This window comes from Mitsuaria chitosanitabida ATCC BAA-476 = NBRC 102408, assembly GCF_001598255.1.
GTDB lineage: Bacteria > Pseudomonadota > Gammaproteobacteria > Burkholderiales > Burkholderiaceae_C > Roseateles > Roseateles chitosanitabidus.
In genome coordinates this window covers 97453-111891 of the sequence record NZ_BCYP01000021.1, presented here as the reverse complement: position 1 = coordinate 111891, position 14439 = coordinate 97453, and the positions used below count along the sequence as shown (strand labels likewise).

Annotated in this window: 14 protein-coding genes; 10 read left to right on the top strand and 4 right to left on the bottom strand. The window is 67.7% G+C overall.

Features of this window, described 5'->3' with window-relative positions; genetic code table 11:
- The first annotated feature begins 173 nt into the window (after positions 1-173).
- Both MCHT01_RS14555 and MCHT01_RS14550 read left to right on the top strand, forming a co-directional pair.
- Positions 174-863, top strand: a complete 690-nt coding sequence (locus tag MCHT01_RS14555) for a helix-turn-helix transcriptional regulator (protein ID WP_169806137.1) — start codon at positions 174-176, stop codon at positions 861-863.
- 126 nt (positions 864-989) lie between these two features.
- Positions 990-1178 carry a hypothetical protein gene (locus MCHT01_RS14550; protein WP_067066058.1) on the top strand — a complete coding sequence of 63 codons (189 nt, stop codon included), beginning with the start codon at positions 990-992 and terminating at the stop codon, positions 1176-1178.
- A 232-nt stretch (positions 1179-1410) separates the two neighbouring features.
- Here MCHT01_RS14550 and MCHT01_RS14545 read toward each other — a convergent pair whose 3' ends face one another.
- Both MCHT01_RS14545 and MCHT01_RS14540 read right to left on the bottom strand, forming a co-directional pair.
- Positions 1411-2412 carry a Bug family tripartite tricarboxylate transporter substrate binding protein gene (locus MCHT01_RS14545; protein WP_067066057.1) on the bottom strand — a complete coding sequence of 334 codons (1002 nt, stop codon included), beginning with the start codon at positions 2410-2412 and terminating at the stop codon, positions 1411-1413.
- Positions 2413-2588: 176 nt separating this feature from the next.
- On the bottom strand, positions 2589-2846 hold the full coding sequence (locus tag MCHT01_RS14540) for a YkgJ family cysteine cluster protein (protein ID WP_084452650.1): 258 nt from the start codon (positions 2844-2846) through the stop codon (positions 2589-2591).
- A gap of 221 nt (positions 2847-3067) precedes the next feature.
- Between MCHT01_RS14540 and mnmG the strand changes: the two genes are divergently transcribed.
- The 4 genes from mnmG (at position 3068) to MCHT01_RS14520 (ending at position 7474) form a co-directional block, all read left to right on the top strand.
- Positions 3068-5035, top strand: coding sequence for a tRNA uridine-5-carboxymethylaminomethyl(34) synthesis enzyme MnmG (gene mnmG / locus MCHT01_RS14535; RefSeq protein WP_067066055.1), 1968 nt, complete (start codon positions 3068-3070; stop codon positions 5033-5035).
- Positions 5036-5162: 127 nt separating this feature from the next.
- A complete protein-coding gene (rsmG, locus tag MCHT01_RS14530; protein ID WP_067066054.1) occupies positions 5163-5831 on the top strand; it encodes a 16S rRNA (guanine(527)-N(7))-methyltransferase RsmG in 669 nt (222 codons plus the stop codon).
- Between the two features lie 47 nt (positions 5832-5878).
- Positions 5879-6652: a ParA family protein gene (locus MCHT01_RS14525; protein ID WP_067066053.1), complete on the top strand. Its 774-nt coding sequence runs from the start codon at positions 5879-5881 to the stop codon at positions 6650-6652.
- 36 nt (positions 6653-6688) lie between these two features.
- Positions 6689-7474, top strand: a complete 786-nt coding sequence (locus MCHT01_RS14520; RefSeq protein ID WP_067066052.1) for a GNAT family N-acetyltransferase — start codon at positions 6689-6691, stop codon at positions 7472-7474.
- Positions 7475-7532: 58 nt separating this feature from the next.
- Here MCHT01_RS14520 and MCHT01_RS14515 read toward each other — a convergent pair whose 3' ends face one another.
- Positions 7533-7988: a GNAT family N-acetyltransferase gene (locus MCHT01_RS14515; protein WP_218017900.1), complete on the bottom strand. Its 456-nt coding sequence runs from the start codon at positions 7986-7988 to the stop codon at positions 7533-7535.
- The gene (argC, locus tag MCHT01_RS14510; protein ID WP_067066051.1) at positions 7988-8953 is read right to left on the bottom strand and encodes an N-acetyl-gamma-glutamyl-phosphate reductase; all 966 of its coding nucleotides are present in this window, start codon (positions 8951-8953) and stop codon (positions 7988-7990) included. Before argC ends, MCHT01_RS14515 begins: the two co-directional genes overlap by 1 nt.
- An 80-nt stretch (positions 8954-9033) precedes the next feature.
- Here argC and MCHT01_RS14505 point away from each other — a divergent pair, with 80 nt between their 5' ends.
- The 4 genes from MCHT01_RS14505 (at position 9034) to MCHT01_RS14490 (ending at position 14338) form a co-directional block, all read left to right on the top strand.
- Positions 9034-9669 (top strand): RBBP9/YdeN family alpha/beta hydrolase, encoded by a 636-nt coding sequence (locus MCHT01_RS14505; RefSeq protein WP_084452648.1) that lies wholly within the window; start codon positions 9034-9036, stop codon positions 9667-9669.
- Complete coding sequence (locus tag MCHT01_RS14500) at positions 9663-10571, top strand: ParB/RepB/Spo0J family partition protein (protein WP_067066050.1); 909 nt, start codon at positions 9663-9665, stop codon at positions 10569-10571. Before MCHT01_RS14505 ends, MCHT01_RS14500 begins: the two co-directional genes overlap by 7 nt.
- Before the next feature lie 437 nt (positions 10572-11008).
- Positions 11009-12931, top strand: a complete 1923-nt coding sequence (locus MCHT01_RS14495) for a PrkA family serine protein kinase (RefSeq protein WP_067066049.1) — start codon at positions 11009-11011, stop codon at positions 12929-12931.
- A gap of 117 nt (positions 12932-13048) precedes the next feature.
- Positions 13049-14338: a YeaH/YhbH family protein gene (locus MCHT01_RS14490; protein WP_067066048.1), complete on the top strand. Its 1290-nt coding sequence runs from the start codon at positions 13049-13051 to the stop codon at positions 14336-14338.
- Positions 14339-14439 lie beyond the last annotated feature (101 nt).

Genomic DNA, 14439 nt, shown 5'->3' with positions numbered 1-14439 from the left:
GTGCATCGTCTGCATGTGCTGCTCCCCATGACAAGCAGTTTGGACATGACAGGGGCGGCTCGCCAGCTGTAAACCCTAGCAGGGGCCCCGCACAGGGTGTGCGACTCATCACGGAGACAGAGGCCGGTCCAGGGCCGGAGCGATCGATGCTGCAAGGCGGTTATCAGTCAGTGTTGGAGGCTCGCTCCACGGACGAGTTCCGTAGCGAGATCACGCGCTTCGCGCACGGACTGGAGTTCGAGCGCTTTTCCGCCATCCTGGTCGTCGATCGCGCCATCGGCAGCTCCGACTTCATCGCGGTGGAGAACGCGCCCGACGGCTTCTCCGACATCTTCAACGACCCCCGCCTGGGCAAGCGCGATCCGGTGATGCAGCACTGCAAGAAGCAGAGCGTGCCCATCGTCTGGAACCAGCAGACCTACGTGAAGAACGACGCGCCCGAGCTCTGGGAAGCGCAGGCGCCGTTCGGCTACAAGGTGGGGATCTCGCTGGCGCTGCACCTGCCCGAGGGGCGCCACTTCGTGCTGGGCGTGAACCGCGACCAGATGCTCCCGTCCAACCCGATCACGCTGACGCGCATGGTCGCGGACCTGCAGCTGTTCGCCGTGCACGCGGTGGATTCGGCCATGCGCCTGCTGCTGCCCTCGACGCCGGTCGAGATCGACGCGCCGCGGCTCACGCCGCGCGAGCTCGAGTGCCTGCACTGGACGATGGAAGGCAAGACCGCCTGGGAAGTCGGCGCCATCCTCAGCATCACCGAGCGCACCGCCGTGCTGCACATCAACAACGCGATGCACAAGCTCGGCTGCACGAACAAGCACCAGGCCGTGCTCAAGGCGCTCCGGCTGGGCTTGATTCGCTGATGCTGCCCGGTCGCGGCGGCCTGAAACACTGTAAGAGCTGACAGTTACAAGCTCCCACCCCGGGCTGCTTCAATTCGTTCCGTGCTCAGCGCTTCCGCTGGCCGTCATCCGAATCTGGAGCCTCTCATGAACGCCCAATCGAACACCGTCGCCGCGAACACCGTTGAACAAGGTCTGGTCGAACTGGACCTCGAGGACCTGCAATTCGTCGGCGGCGGCACCCCCAAGGGAACCTGGCTGGTGGGCGGCGACGCTTCCGCCCTGGTCGCCACGGCCGCGGACTCCATGGAACCCACGCCGAAGGGCACCTGGTAAGCCCTTGCGAGAACAGGCGGACCCGCGCGGTCCGCACCCGGATCACGCAGGAGGAGTTGCCTGGCTTGCAGGCCCAACGGTAGGCGGTCGTGTGGCAAGCGCGATCGTCTGCAGCGGGAGGCGTTAGGCTTGCAAGCCGGGCTTCATCTCCGAGCCCATCCCCACCCCGCGCGACGCGCCGGGGCCCCCACGACAACGGCCGCATCAGCGGCCGTTCGTCATTGCGCGGTGCTCAATCGGGCTTGATCTTGGCGCGCGCCACGACCGCCTTCCAGCGTTGCTGCTCCTGTGCGATGAAGGCCGCGAACTGCGCCGGCGTGCTGCCCACGGCCTCGGCCGCATCGTGGCTCAGGCGCTCCCGCGCCGCGGGCGAGCGGATCGCCTTGACCGACTCCACCGCCAGCTTGTCCACCGCCGGCTGCGCCAGGTTAGCGGGCGCGCACAGGCCATACCACTGCGTCATCTCGAAGCCCGGGAAGCCCTGCTCCGCCACCGTCGGCACGTCGGGCAGCTGGGGCAGCCGCTCCTTGGAGCCGGTGGCGATGCAGCGCAGCTTGCCCGCCTTGATGAACTGGATGATGGCCGGCGCACCCACCGAGGCCGCCTCCAGCCGTCCCGCCAGCAGGTCCGTCAGCTGCGGACCGGTGCCGCGATAGGGCACATGCAGGATGTACAGGTCGGCGACCATCTTGAGGTACTCCATCGCGAGGTGGCCGGCGCTGCCGTTGCCCGCGGAACCGTAGCTGAACTTGCCCGGGTTCTTGCGCACCAGCGCCACCCATTCCTTCAAGTTGCGCGCCGGCACGTCCGGATGGACGACGTAGAGCGAAGGCACCTTGGCCAGCAGCGTGATGGGCTTGAAATCGCGGTTGGGGTCGTAGGGCAGCTTGTCGTAGATGTAGGGGTTCACCGCGAGCGTGCCGATGTGGCCGAGGATCAGCGTGTGCTGGTCCTCCGATCGCGCCACCTCGCCCATGGCGATGTTGCCGCCGCCGCCCGGCTTGTTGTCCACATAGACCGACTGGCCCAGCGTCTTGGACAACTCCGACGCGGTGGCGCGCGCGACGATCTCGCTGCTGCCGCCGGGGGCGAAGGGCACGACCAGGCGCACGTTGCGCGAGGGCCAGGTGGTCTGCGCGAAGGCGGGCAGCGCGGTGCCTAGGGAGGCTCCCGCGGCGCCGAGCGCGGCGGTCTGCAGGAGGAAGCGGCGGCGGTCCTCGTCGGTGGGGATCATTCGGTGTCTCCGATGTGGTCTTCTGGAAACTCCGACTCTACGAGCGCGCGCTGTCAAACCGCTTTCAGGCGCGCCGCCCCGCGAACGCTCAGCTGCGGATGTCGTTCTTGCGCGTCTGCAGCGTCTTGGCCGCCGCCGAGGCGAGATGGGGCAGCGGCTGGGGGCGAACGGCCCGCTCAGGCGGGACGCGTCTGGTCTTCCATCCAGCCGAGCCAGCGCAGGGCCTGCTCGCGGCTCTCGCCGCACATCTCCTCGTGCGGGGGGAGCGAGCCGCAGACGGCCGGCCGGTCCGGGTGGCCGAAGATCTTGCAGCGCAGCGCATCGTCGAGCTGGATGCAGCGCACGCCGGCCGGCTTGCCGTCGGGCATGCCGGGGATGGGGCTGGAGATCGACGGCGCGATGCAGCAGGCCGCGCAATGGGGACGACAGTTCATGACCCGTGGATTGTCGCCGCGCGATGGCGCGCCCCGCCAACGAGTGCCGCTCACCATGCCCCTGAGGCGGTGACTTATCCACAGCCCCGCGTAAAATCGCGCCCTTCCCTCATCTGATGCCAGCCGGCTGCCCGCCGCCCCGGATCCGCGCGCTCGTCGAGCCTGCGAGGTCGCCGAGGTCCGCGAGGGCGAGACCGCCGTTTCTGCTGGCCCGACTTGCCATGCTTTATCCGAAAGAGTTCGACGTGATCGTGGTCGGTGGCGGCCATGCCGGCACCGAGGCCGCGCTGGCCGCCGCCCGCATGGGCGTCAGCACGCTGCTGCTGACCCACAACATCGAGACGCTCGGCCAGATGAGCTGCAACCCGTCGATCGGCGGCATCGGCAAGGGCCACCTGGTCAAGGAAGTGGATGCGCTGGGCGGCGCCATGGCCGCGGCCACCGACGAGAGCGGCATCCAGTTCCGCATCCTCAATGGCTCCAAGGGTCCGGCCGTGCGTGCCACCCGGGCCCAGGCCGATCGCGTGCTCTACAAGGCCGCCATTCGTCAGCGCCTGGAGAACCAGCCCCACCTGATGCTGTTCCAGCAGGCCGTCGACGACCTGATGGTCGAAGGCGACCGCGTGGTCGGCGCGGTGACCCAGTCCGGCCTGCGCTTCCGCGCCCGCGCCGTGGTGCTGACCGCCGGCACCTTCCTGGACGGCCGCATCCACATCGGACTGCAGAACTACGCCGCCGGCCGTGCCGGCGATCCGCCCGCGGTCTCGCTGTCGGGCCGGCTCAAGGAACTGAAGCTGCCGCAGGGCCGCCTCAAGACCGGCACCCCGCCTCGCCTGGACGGCCGCACGATCGACTTTTCCCAATGCCTGGAGCAGCCCGGTGACCTGGATCCGGTGCCCGTGTTCAGCTTCATGGGGAATGCCGCCCAGCACCCCCGGCAGCTGCCCTGCTGGATCACCCACACCAACGAGCGCACCCACGAGATCATCCGCTCCGGCTTCGACCGCAGCCCGATGTTCACCGGCGTGATCGAGGGCGTCGGCCCGCGCTACTGCCCGTCCATCGAAGACAAGATCAATCGCTTCGCCGACAAGGACTCGCACCAGATCTTCCTGGAGCCCGAGGGCCTGACCACGCACGAGTTCTATCCGAACGGCATCTCCACGTCCCTGCCCTTCGACATCCAGCTTGCCGCTGTCCAGTCCATCCCCGGCCTGGAGAACGCGCACATCCTGCGTCCCGGCTACGCCATCGAGTACGACTACTTCGATCCGCGCGAGCTGAAGTCCAGCTTCGAGACGCGGGCCATCGGCGGCCTGTTCTTCGCCGGCCAGATCAACGGGACGACCGGCTACGAGGAGGCGGCGGCCCAAGGCCTGTTCGCCGGCCTGAACGCCGCCCTGCAAGTCCAGGGCAAGGACGCCTGGCTGCCCACGCGCGACCAGGCCTACCTGGGCGTGCTGGTCGACGACCTGATCACCAAGGGCGTCACCGAGCCCTACCGGATGTTCACGAGCCGCGCCGAGTTCCGCCTGCAGCTGCGCGAGGACAACGCCGACATGCGCCTGACCGAAGCCGGCCGCCAACTGGGTCTGGTGGACGACGCCCGCTGGGACGCCTTCAACCGCAAGCGCGATGCTGTTTCACGTGAAACAGAGAAGCTGAAGTCGACTTGGGTGCACCCGAACATCTTGCCCGCCGCCGATGCGGAACGTCTGGTGGGCAAGGCCTTGGAGCGCGAATACAACCTGGTCGATCTGCTGCGCCGCCCGGGCGTCACCTTCGACACGATCGCCGAGGTGGCGTCGATCGCTCGCCCGGAGGCCCGCGTCACGCGCGACGCACTGGCCGAGACCCTGGGCACCGACATGGCGGATGCCGTCGTCGAGCAGATCGAGATCAGCGTGAAGTACGCCGGCTACATCAGCAAGCAGCAGGACGACGTGGCGCGCGCATCCAACTACGAGCACCTGCGCCTGCCCGAGGACCTGGACTACCACTTGGTCACCGCCCTCTCCTTCGAGGCCCGCCAGAAGCTGAGCAAGCATCGGCCGGAGACCTTGGGCCAGGCCTCGCGCATCTCGGGCATCACGCCGGCGGCGATCTCGCTGCTGCTGATCCACCTGCGCAAGGGCCGCTTCAAGGGCTTCACCGATCAGGACGCCGCGGCCGAACCGTCCGCCGCCTGAGGCCGACGGGACGTGCCACCGCATGTCCCGCGTCGCCCACCCCCTCGCATTGCCACCAGCGCCGGCCGAGATCACTCGAGCCGGCGTTTTGAATCCCGCCGATCGACTGCCGACACAGGCTGAATTGATGACCGACCTCGACCTGCGCTCCCGCCTCGCGACTGCCGCCCAGCCCCTGGGACTCGGCCTGACCGACTCGCAACTCGACCAGCTGATCGCCTACCTCGGCCTGCTCCAGAAGTGGAACAAGGTCTACAACCTGACCGCGGTCCGCGATCCCGAGGCGATGCTGACCCAGCATCTGGTCGACAGTCTCAGCCTCATCCCGCCCCTGCGCCGTCATGCCGCGGGTCAAGCGATGCGGCTGATGGATGTGGGCAGCGGCGGCGGTCTGCCGGGCGTGGTCATCGCCATCTGCGACCCGACCATCGACGTCACTTGCGTCGACACCGTCGGCAAGAAGGCCTTCTTCATCGCCCAGGTCGCAGCCGAACTGGGCCTGCCCAACCTGCACGCCGAGCACTCGCGTGTCGAGAAGCTCAAGACGGCCCCCTTCGATGTCATCACCTCGCGGGCCTTCGCCTCGCTGGCCGACTTCACCGAATGGACTCGGATGCATCTGAAGCCTGGTGCGGTCTGGGCCGCCATGAAGGGTCAGCATCCGGCCGAAGAGCTCACCGAGCTCGCGAAACGAGCACCGGATCTGTCCGTGTTTCACGTGGAACAGCTCGACGTTCCGGGACTGGACGCACAACGCTGCCTGCTCTGGATCCGTCCCACGGCTGCCATCGGTTAAGCTCCGCCCTCCCCAGCGTCCTGCCATCACCAGCTTCCCGACCCTTCATGGCCAAGATCTTTTGCGTTGCGAACCAAAAAGGCGGCGTCGGCAAGACGACCACCACGGTGAACCTGGCTGCTGGCTTGGCCAAGGTCGGCCAGCGCGTGCTGGTGATCGACCTGGATCCACAGGGCAACGCGACCATGGGATCGGGCATCGACAAGCGCGCCCTGCCCCTCACCGTCTATGACGTGCTGCTCGAGTCCTCGACGATCGCCGAGGCCCGTCAGCGCAGCGAGAAGGCGGGCTATGACGTGCTGGGCGCCAACCGGGAATTGGCGGGAGCGGAGGTGGAGCTGGTCGAGCTGGAACGCCGTGAGCAGCGCCTCAAGACTGCTCTGGCCGCCGCAGCCGCGGACTATGACTTCGTCCTGATCGATTGCCCGCCCTCGCTGTCCATGCTCACGCTGAACGGCCTGTGCTCAGCGCATGGCGTGGTGGTGCCGATGCAGTGCGAGTACTTCGCGCTCGAGGGCCTGACCGACCTGGTCAACACCATCAAGCAGATCCACGCCAACCTGAACCCGGACCTGCAGATCATCGGTCTGCTGCGCGTCATGTTTGACCCGCGCATCACCTTGCAGCAGCAGGTCAGCGAACAGCTGAAGGCGCACTTCGGCGAGAAGGTCTTCGACACCGTCATCCCCCGCAACGTGCGTCTGGCCGAAGCCCCCAGCTACGGGCTGCCGGGCGTCGTGTTCGACGGCAGCTCCAAGGGTGCGCACGCCTTCGTCGACTTCGCCAAGGAAATGGTGAAGCGCGTCGGCGCGATGCGCTGACCGGGGCGACGTTCACGCGCGCGGAGCACCACCGCCATGTCGCCCGAGTTGGACGCCCTCGCCCGCCGGGCCGAGCTCGCCGGCCTCAACGCCGCGTCGGCGCCACGTGAAGCGCGGGTGGACGGCTGGCTGCTGAGGCTCTCTCCCGGCAAGGCCAAGCGCTCCCGCTGCGTCAACGCGATCGAGGACGGCACCCTGCCCCTGGACGAAGTCCTGCGCCGTTGCCGCGTCAGCTTCGACCACGCGCAGCTGCCGCTGATCCTGCGCCTCACCCCCTTCAGTCAACCGGGCGATCTCGACGATCGGCTGGCCGGCATGGGCTGGACCGCCTTCGATCCCGCCGATGTGATGGTGCTGCCCTCGCTCGACGGCTTCAGCGACGAGGCCGGCCTGGTCCCGCTCTCCCCCGCCGCATATGCGGGGCTCATCGGCGCCTTGCGCGGCTCGAGCACCGTGGAAATCGAAGGCCATGCGCGCCGGCTCGAACAGGCCCGTATCCGCCATCAGGCCTTCAAGCTGGAACAGGACGGTGTGCTGCTGGCTTGTGGACAAGTCGCGATCGATCCCGCCGCGGACGGCCGCCCTTCGGGGGGCATGGCGGGACTCTTCGACATCTTCACGCCGGAGGACCAGCGCGGTCGGGGACACGGCTTCCGCCTCTGCGCGGCGCTGCTGGCCGTGGCAAGGCGCCAGGGCGCCTCGAATGCGTATCTGCAGGTGGGGGCCGAGAACGAGGTCGCGAAGCGCTTGTATGGCCGTCTGGGCTTCCTGCAGGGCTATCGCTACCACTACCGCAGCGACGACCCGCGCGCCTGGGCCTGAGTTCCGGAGACGCCCCCACCGGGCAGCCAGGGCCGGCGAGGCCGACCGCCGCACGCGATCAGTCGCGCGCCTGCCAGACCTTCAACAGCGTGTGGCGGGTGAAGCCCGGCACGAAGTCGTGCACATGGCTGATGCAGGCGTAGCCGAGGTGCTCGTACATCTCGGCGACCTCGTCCAGCAGGGTCTCGATCAGCGCATCCACGCAGCCGCGCCTGAGCGCCATGGCCTCGAGCTGGCGCAGGCAGTCGCCGCCCAGGCCTTGCCCGCGGTGGTCCGCATGGACCCAGAGATAGCTCACGTAGAGCCGCTGGAATTCGGTCCGGCCGAAGGCGCCGGCGATCAGCGCGTCGCCGTCGTACAGCGCCACGGCGATGTCCCGCGCGTCGCTGCCCTGTGTCTGCTGGCGGCCGAAGCTGATGACCGCATCGCGGATCGCGTCGAGGTCGCTCGGCGGAACGGCGTCGTCCCGACGCCAGTCCCGCTTCATCGCGCCATCCCTCGACACGTCGCTCATCAGATGCTGTTCACGTCCGGGCCGGTCAGGCCCAGCGATTCGTCGACGCCCAAGTGCACGTTCATGCTCTGCACCGCGGCGCCACTGGCGCCCTTGCCCAGGTTGTCCAGGCGGGCCATGACGAGGATCTGCTGCTCGTTGCCGAACACGAACAGGTCGACGTTGTTGGTGTCGTTGCAGGCCTGCACGTCGAAGAAGCCGCCGGCCAGCGTGTCCGCGTCGCGCAGCGGCTTCACGTGGACGAAGCGCTCGCCTTCGTAGTGCGCGGCCAGCGCGTCGCGGACCTGCTCCGGCGTCGTGCCGGCGCGCAGCTGGCTCAGATGCAGCGGCACCGTCACGCCCAGGCCCTTGTAGAAGTTGGCCACGATGGGCATGAACACGGGGGCGTTCCTCAGGCCGGTGTGGGCCATCATTTCCGGGATGTGCTTGTGCGCCAGGCCCAGCGCGTAGGGGCGCGGCGAATCCAGCTTGGTGTTCCCGCCCGCCTCGTACTCCGCGATCATGGACTTGCCGCCGCCGGAGTAGCCGGTGATGGAGGTCGCCGTGATCAGCGCGTCGGGCGACAGCAGGCCGGCATCGACCAGCGGACGCACCGCCAGGATGAAGGCGCTCGCGTGGCAGCCGGGGTTGGCGATGCGCTTGGACTCGCGGATCACGCCGCGCTGGCCCTTGCTCAGCTCGGGCAGGCCGAAGGCCCAGCCCGCGACCGTGCGGTGCGCCGTGCTGGCGTCGATCAGGCAGGTCCGGGGATTGGTGATCATCGCGGCCGCCTCGCGCGAGGCGGCGTCGGGCAGGCACAGGAAGGCGACATCGGCGGCGTTGAGCAGGCGGGCGCGCTCGGCGGCGTCCTTGCGCTTGTCAGCGTCGATGCGCAGCACCTCGATGTCGGCGCGCTGCGCCAGATATTCATTGATGCGCAGGCCGGTCGTGCCCTCCTGCCCGTCGACATACACCGCGTACTTCATCGCCGCTCCTGCAAAATCCGCTGCCGCCGGGGACCCTTTCCCCATCGGCGCCAAAGAAGCGCGAAGCATAAGGCCATCCGATGTCAACACACGCCATTCCGTCGAATGACCTCGACACTACCGCCCTCGCCGACGCGGCGGGGAACGACGCCGCGATCCCGCGGCCGGTCTACCTGCTGCCGGGCTGGCTGAACTCCGATCCCGACCACTGGCAGAGCGAATGGCAACGCCTGCATGGCGACGTCCGCGTCGAGCAGAACGATTGGGAATGGCCGCGCCGCGGCGACTGGATGGCACGGCTCGACGAGGTGCTGCAGCAGGACGGGCGGCTGGTGGAGCAGCCGGCGCTGCTGGTCGCGCACAGCCTGGGTTGCCAGTTGGTGGCCGCCTGGGCCGAGCACTCGACGCACACGCGCCTGGTGGCCGGTGCGCTGCTGGTCGCGCCGCCCGACACCGAGCGCGAGGAGACCCCGCCCCAGCTGCACAACTGGCGGCCGATCCGGCGCGGCCGCCTGCCCTTCCGGTCCATCGTGGTGGCGTCCAGCGACGACCCCTTCTGCGCCCCCGAGCGCGCGGCCGGCATGGCGGCCGACTGGGGCGCGGCATTCGTGCTCGGCGGCGCGCTGGGACACATCAACACGGCCACCGGTCTGGGGGCCTGGCCGGAGGGCCGCGAGATGCTGCGGCGAATCGCGGACAATCGCGCCCCATGGTGACGAAGAAACCCAAGGGCCTGGGCATGGGCCTGGAGGCCTTGCTGGGCCCCAAAGTGAGCGACGCGCCCGCCGCGCGCGAGGGCGAACCCGGCGTGCTGCCGCTGGCGCAGATGCAGGCTGGCAAGTACCAGCCACGCACGCGCATGGACGAGGGCTCGCTCTACGAGCTGGCGGAGAGCATCAAGGCGCAAGGGATCATGCAGCCGATCCTGGTGCGCCCGATCGCCCCGAACGGCGCGGTCCGCTACGAGATCATCGCCGGCGAGCGCCGCTTCCGCGCCGCCAGGCTGGCGGGCCTGGCCGAGGTGCCGGTGCTGGTCAAGGCCGTGCCGGACGAGGCCGCCGCCGCGATGGCGCTGATCGAGAACATCCAGCGCGAGGACCTCAACGCGCTGGAAGAGGCGCAGGGCCTGAAGCGGCTGGTCGAGGAATTCGGCATGACGCACGACCAGGCCGCGCAAGCGGTGGGCCGCTCGCGCAGCGCCGCCTCCAACCTGCTGCGGCTGCTCAACCTGGCCGAGCCGGTGCAGAACATGCTGATGGCCGGCGACATCGACATGGGCCACGCGCGCGCGTTGCTGGCCCTGGACGGCGCGCATCAGATCACCAGCGCGACCGAGATCGCCGCCAAGAAGCTGAGCGTGCGCGAGGCCGAGAAGCTGGTGCAGCGCCAGCAGGGCGCGGGCCGTCAGGCCCCGCTGCTGCGCGTGAAATCGGACAAGAGCCGCGATGTGCTGCGGCTCGAGGAAGAGCTCTCCGACCTGCTGACCGCCCCGGTGGAAATCCGCGTCAAGAAGAAGACCAAGCGCGGTGAACAGGGCGAGGTCTCGATCGGTTTCGGCTCGCTCGACGAGTTGAATGGCTTGCTGCAAAAGCTGCGCCGGGAGGCGCCGGACGCCTGAGCACCGACGCCGATCGCGCCCGCGCGGTCGGCGAGGCGTCCCGACACGGGTTCAACGACGCAGGATGGCACGCGTCCTGCATGCTGTCTCCTGCGTAATTCCCACAGGGGCCCGACTTGCGGGGAGCGTCAACTCCGCCGCTTCACAGACGTTGAACAACGGAGTACAAGGGTCATGTCTTGCCGCCCCGTCGATGCCGACGGGCGTAGCATGATTCCACCAAGCCCTCGCCGCCGACGGGGTTGTCCATCGCGAGGACACTCACCGGCAGGGCACCCGGACCGACATTGGGTCGGCCGTTTGCTGATCACACGCTGAGCCCGGAAAGCTCTGATGACGCCTTGAGTCATGGACGTCGCCAGAACTTCCTGGACGATGCGGGACCCGTCGCTGCACGGCCCCGCGTCGCCTCCCCACGAACTACTCTGGAGGTCAGCATGGATGTGATCAGCCATTTCGCGGCACGCTACGAACGCAGCAAGGTCGAGGAACTCACGCTGGAGGAGTATCTCGACGAGTGCAAGCGCGATCCCCTCGCCTACGCCACCGCGCCCGAGCGCATGCTCAAGGCCATCGGCGAGCCGCAGATGCTGGACACGCGCAACGACCCGCGCCTGTCGCGCATCTTCCAGAACAAGGTCATCAAGATCTATCCCGCCTTCGCCGAGTTCTTCGGCATGGAGGACGCGATCGAGCAGGTGGTCAGCTACTTCCGCCACGCCGCGCAAGGGCTGGAGGAGAAGAAGCAGATCCTGTATCTGCTGGGCCCCGTGGGCGGCGGCAAGAGCTCCATCGCCGAGCGGCTCAAGCAGCTGATGGAGCACGTCCCGTTCTACGCGCTCAAGGACAGTCCGGTGAACGAGACCCCGCTCGGGCTCTTCGATCCGGTCGAGGACGGCCCGCTGCTCGAGCGCGAGTACGGCATCCCGCGCCGCTACCTGAACCGCATCCTCAGCCCGTGGGCGGTGAAGCGGCTCGACGAGTACGGTGGCGACATCCGCAAGTTCAAGGTCATCAAGCGGCTGCCCAGCATGCTCAAGCAGGTGGGCGTGGCCAAGACCGAGCCGGGCGACGAGAACAACCAGGACATCAGCTCGCTGGTGGGCAAGGTCGACATCCGCAAGCTCGAGACCTATGCGCAGGACGACCCCGATGCCTACAGCTATTCCGGCGGTCTGTGCCTGGCCAACCAGGGCCTGCTGGAGTTCGTCGAGATGTTCAAGGCGCCCATCAAGGTGCTGCATCCGCTGCTGACCGCGACGCAGGAAGGCAACTTCAAGGGCACCGAGGGCTTCGGCGCGATCCCCTTCGACGGCATCGTGCTGGCGCACAGCAACGAGAGCGAGTGGAAGACCTTCCGCAACAACAAGAACAACGAGGCCTTCCTCGATCGCATCTACATCGTGAAGGTGCCCTACTGCCTGCGCGTCAGCGAGGAAGTGAAGATCTACGAGAAGCTGATCCGCAATTCCTCGCTCGCCGATGCCAAGTGCGCGCCCGGGACGCTGAAGATGATGGCGCAGTTCGCGGTGCTCACGCGGCTGAAGGATCCGGAGAACTCCAGCGTCTTCAGCAAGATGCAGATCTATGACGGCGAGAACCTGAAGGACACCGATCCCAAGGCCAAGTCGCAGCAGGAGTACCGCGACTACGCCGGCGTCGACGAGGGCATGTCCGGCATCTCCACCCGCTTCGCCTACAAGATCCTGTCCAAGGTCTTCAACTTCGACTCGACCGAGGTGGCCGCGAATCCGGTGCACCTGATGTATGTGCTGGAGCAGCAGATCGAGCGGGAGCAGTTCCCTCAGGAGGCCGAGCAGAAGTACGTCGGCTTCATCAAGGAGGTGCTCTCGCCACGCTACGCCGAGTTCATCGGCAAGGAGATCCAGACGGCCTACCTCGAGAGCTACAGCGAGTATGGCCAGAACATCTTCGACCGCTACGTCACCTACGCCGACTACTGGATCCAGGACCAGGAGTACCGGGACACCGACACCGGCGAGGTGTTCGACCGCTCGGCGCTGAACGCGGAGCTCGAGAAGATCGAGAAGCCCGCGGGCATCAGCAATCCGAAGGACTTCCGCAACGAGATCGTGAACTTCGTGCTGCGCGCGCGGGCCAACAACGCGGGCAAGAACCCGACGTGGACCAGCTACGAGAAGCTGCGCACGGTGATCGAGAAGAAGATGTTCTCCAACACCGAGGAGCTGCTTCCGGTCATCAGCTTCAACGCCAAGGCCAGCGCCGACGAGGCCAAGAAGCACGAGAACTTCGTGCAGCGCATGGTGGACAAGGGCTACACGCCCAAGCAGGTGCGGCTGTTGTGCGAGTGGTACCTGCGGGTGCGCAAGTCGAGCTGATCGGCCTGATCGGCCGAGGGCCCCGCGCCGGCGCATGGCAACGGCGGCGACGCGGGGCGGACGTTGGGACCAGGTCCGGCAGATCCGGACGATCGGAACAGAACCAGCGGGGTCCACATGACCAGCCTTCAACAGATCATCGATAGACGGCTGTCGGGCAAGAACAAATCGATCGGCAACCGCGAGCGCTTCCTGCGCCGTTATCGCGACCAGATCCGGGACGCGGTGCGCCGCGCGGTGGACAAGCGCGGCATCCGCGACATGGAACGCGGCGAGGATGTCCACATCCCCAAGCGCGACCTGAGCGAGCCCGTCTTCAGCCATGGCGAGGGCGGCACGCGCGAGGTCGTGCGGCCCGGCAACACCGAGCACATCAAGGGTGACCGCGTCGCCAAGCCGCAGGGCGGCCAGGGCGGCGGCGGGGGCTCCCAGGCGAGCGACTCCGGCGAGGGCGAGGACGACTTCGTCTTCCACCTCAGCAAGGAGGAGTTCATGCAGGTCTTCTTCGAGGACCTGGCACTTCCGAATCTGGCGCGCACCACGCTCGCGGAGACGCCCGAGTACAAGACCGTGCGCGCCGGCTACGTCACCGACGGCACGCCGACCAATCTCCACGTGGTGCGCTCGATGCGCGGCGCGCTGGGCCGGCGCATCGCGCTGGGCATGGAGAAGCGGCGCGAGCTGCACGAGCTCGAGGCCCGGCTGCAGACCTTGAAGCAGGAAGAGGACGGCCGCCGGCCCGAGATCCAGGCGCTCGTCGCCGAGACCGAGGCCCGCATCGTGCTGCTCAAGCAGCGCATCGGCGCCATCCCCTTCCTCGACCCGATCGACCTGCGCTTCCGCAACCGCATCAAGGTGCCCCAGCCCACGACGCGCGCGGTGATGTTCTGCCTGATGGACGTGTCGGGCTCGATGGACGAGAGCCGCAAGGACCTGGCCAAGCGCTTCTTCATCCTGCTCTATCTCTTCCTCACGCGGCATTACGAGAAGATCGAGGTGGTCTTCATCCGCCACCACACGCAAGCGCAGGAAGTCGACGAGCAGAACTTCTTCCATGCGACCGAGACCGGCGGCACGGTGGTGTCCTCGGCCCTGGTGCTGATGGAGGAGATCATCCGCGCCCGCTACCCGGCCGGCGACTGGAACATCTATGGCGCCCAGGCCAGCGACGGCGACAACTGGCATCACGACAGCGGACGCTGCCGCGAGCTGCTGGCCGACAAGATCCTCCCGCTGTGCCGCTACTACGCCTACGTGCAGGTGGCCGAGGCCGAGCAGAACCTGTGGGAGGAATACGCCAAGCTGCAGGACGAGGTGCGCCACTTCGCGATGCGCAAGGCGGTGGAGGTCGCGCAGATCTATCCGGTCTTCCGCGATCTGTTCAAGAAGGAAGGGGCGAGCGCATGAGCGCCGACTCGGAGGGTGAGACCATGAGCAGCCTGGAGAACCGCCGCAATGTCGGCATCGGGATCGGTCAGAACGAGTACGGCGGCCGCCGTGTGCGGGCC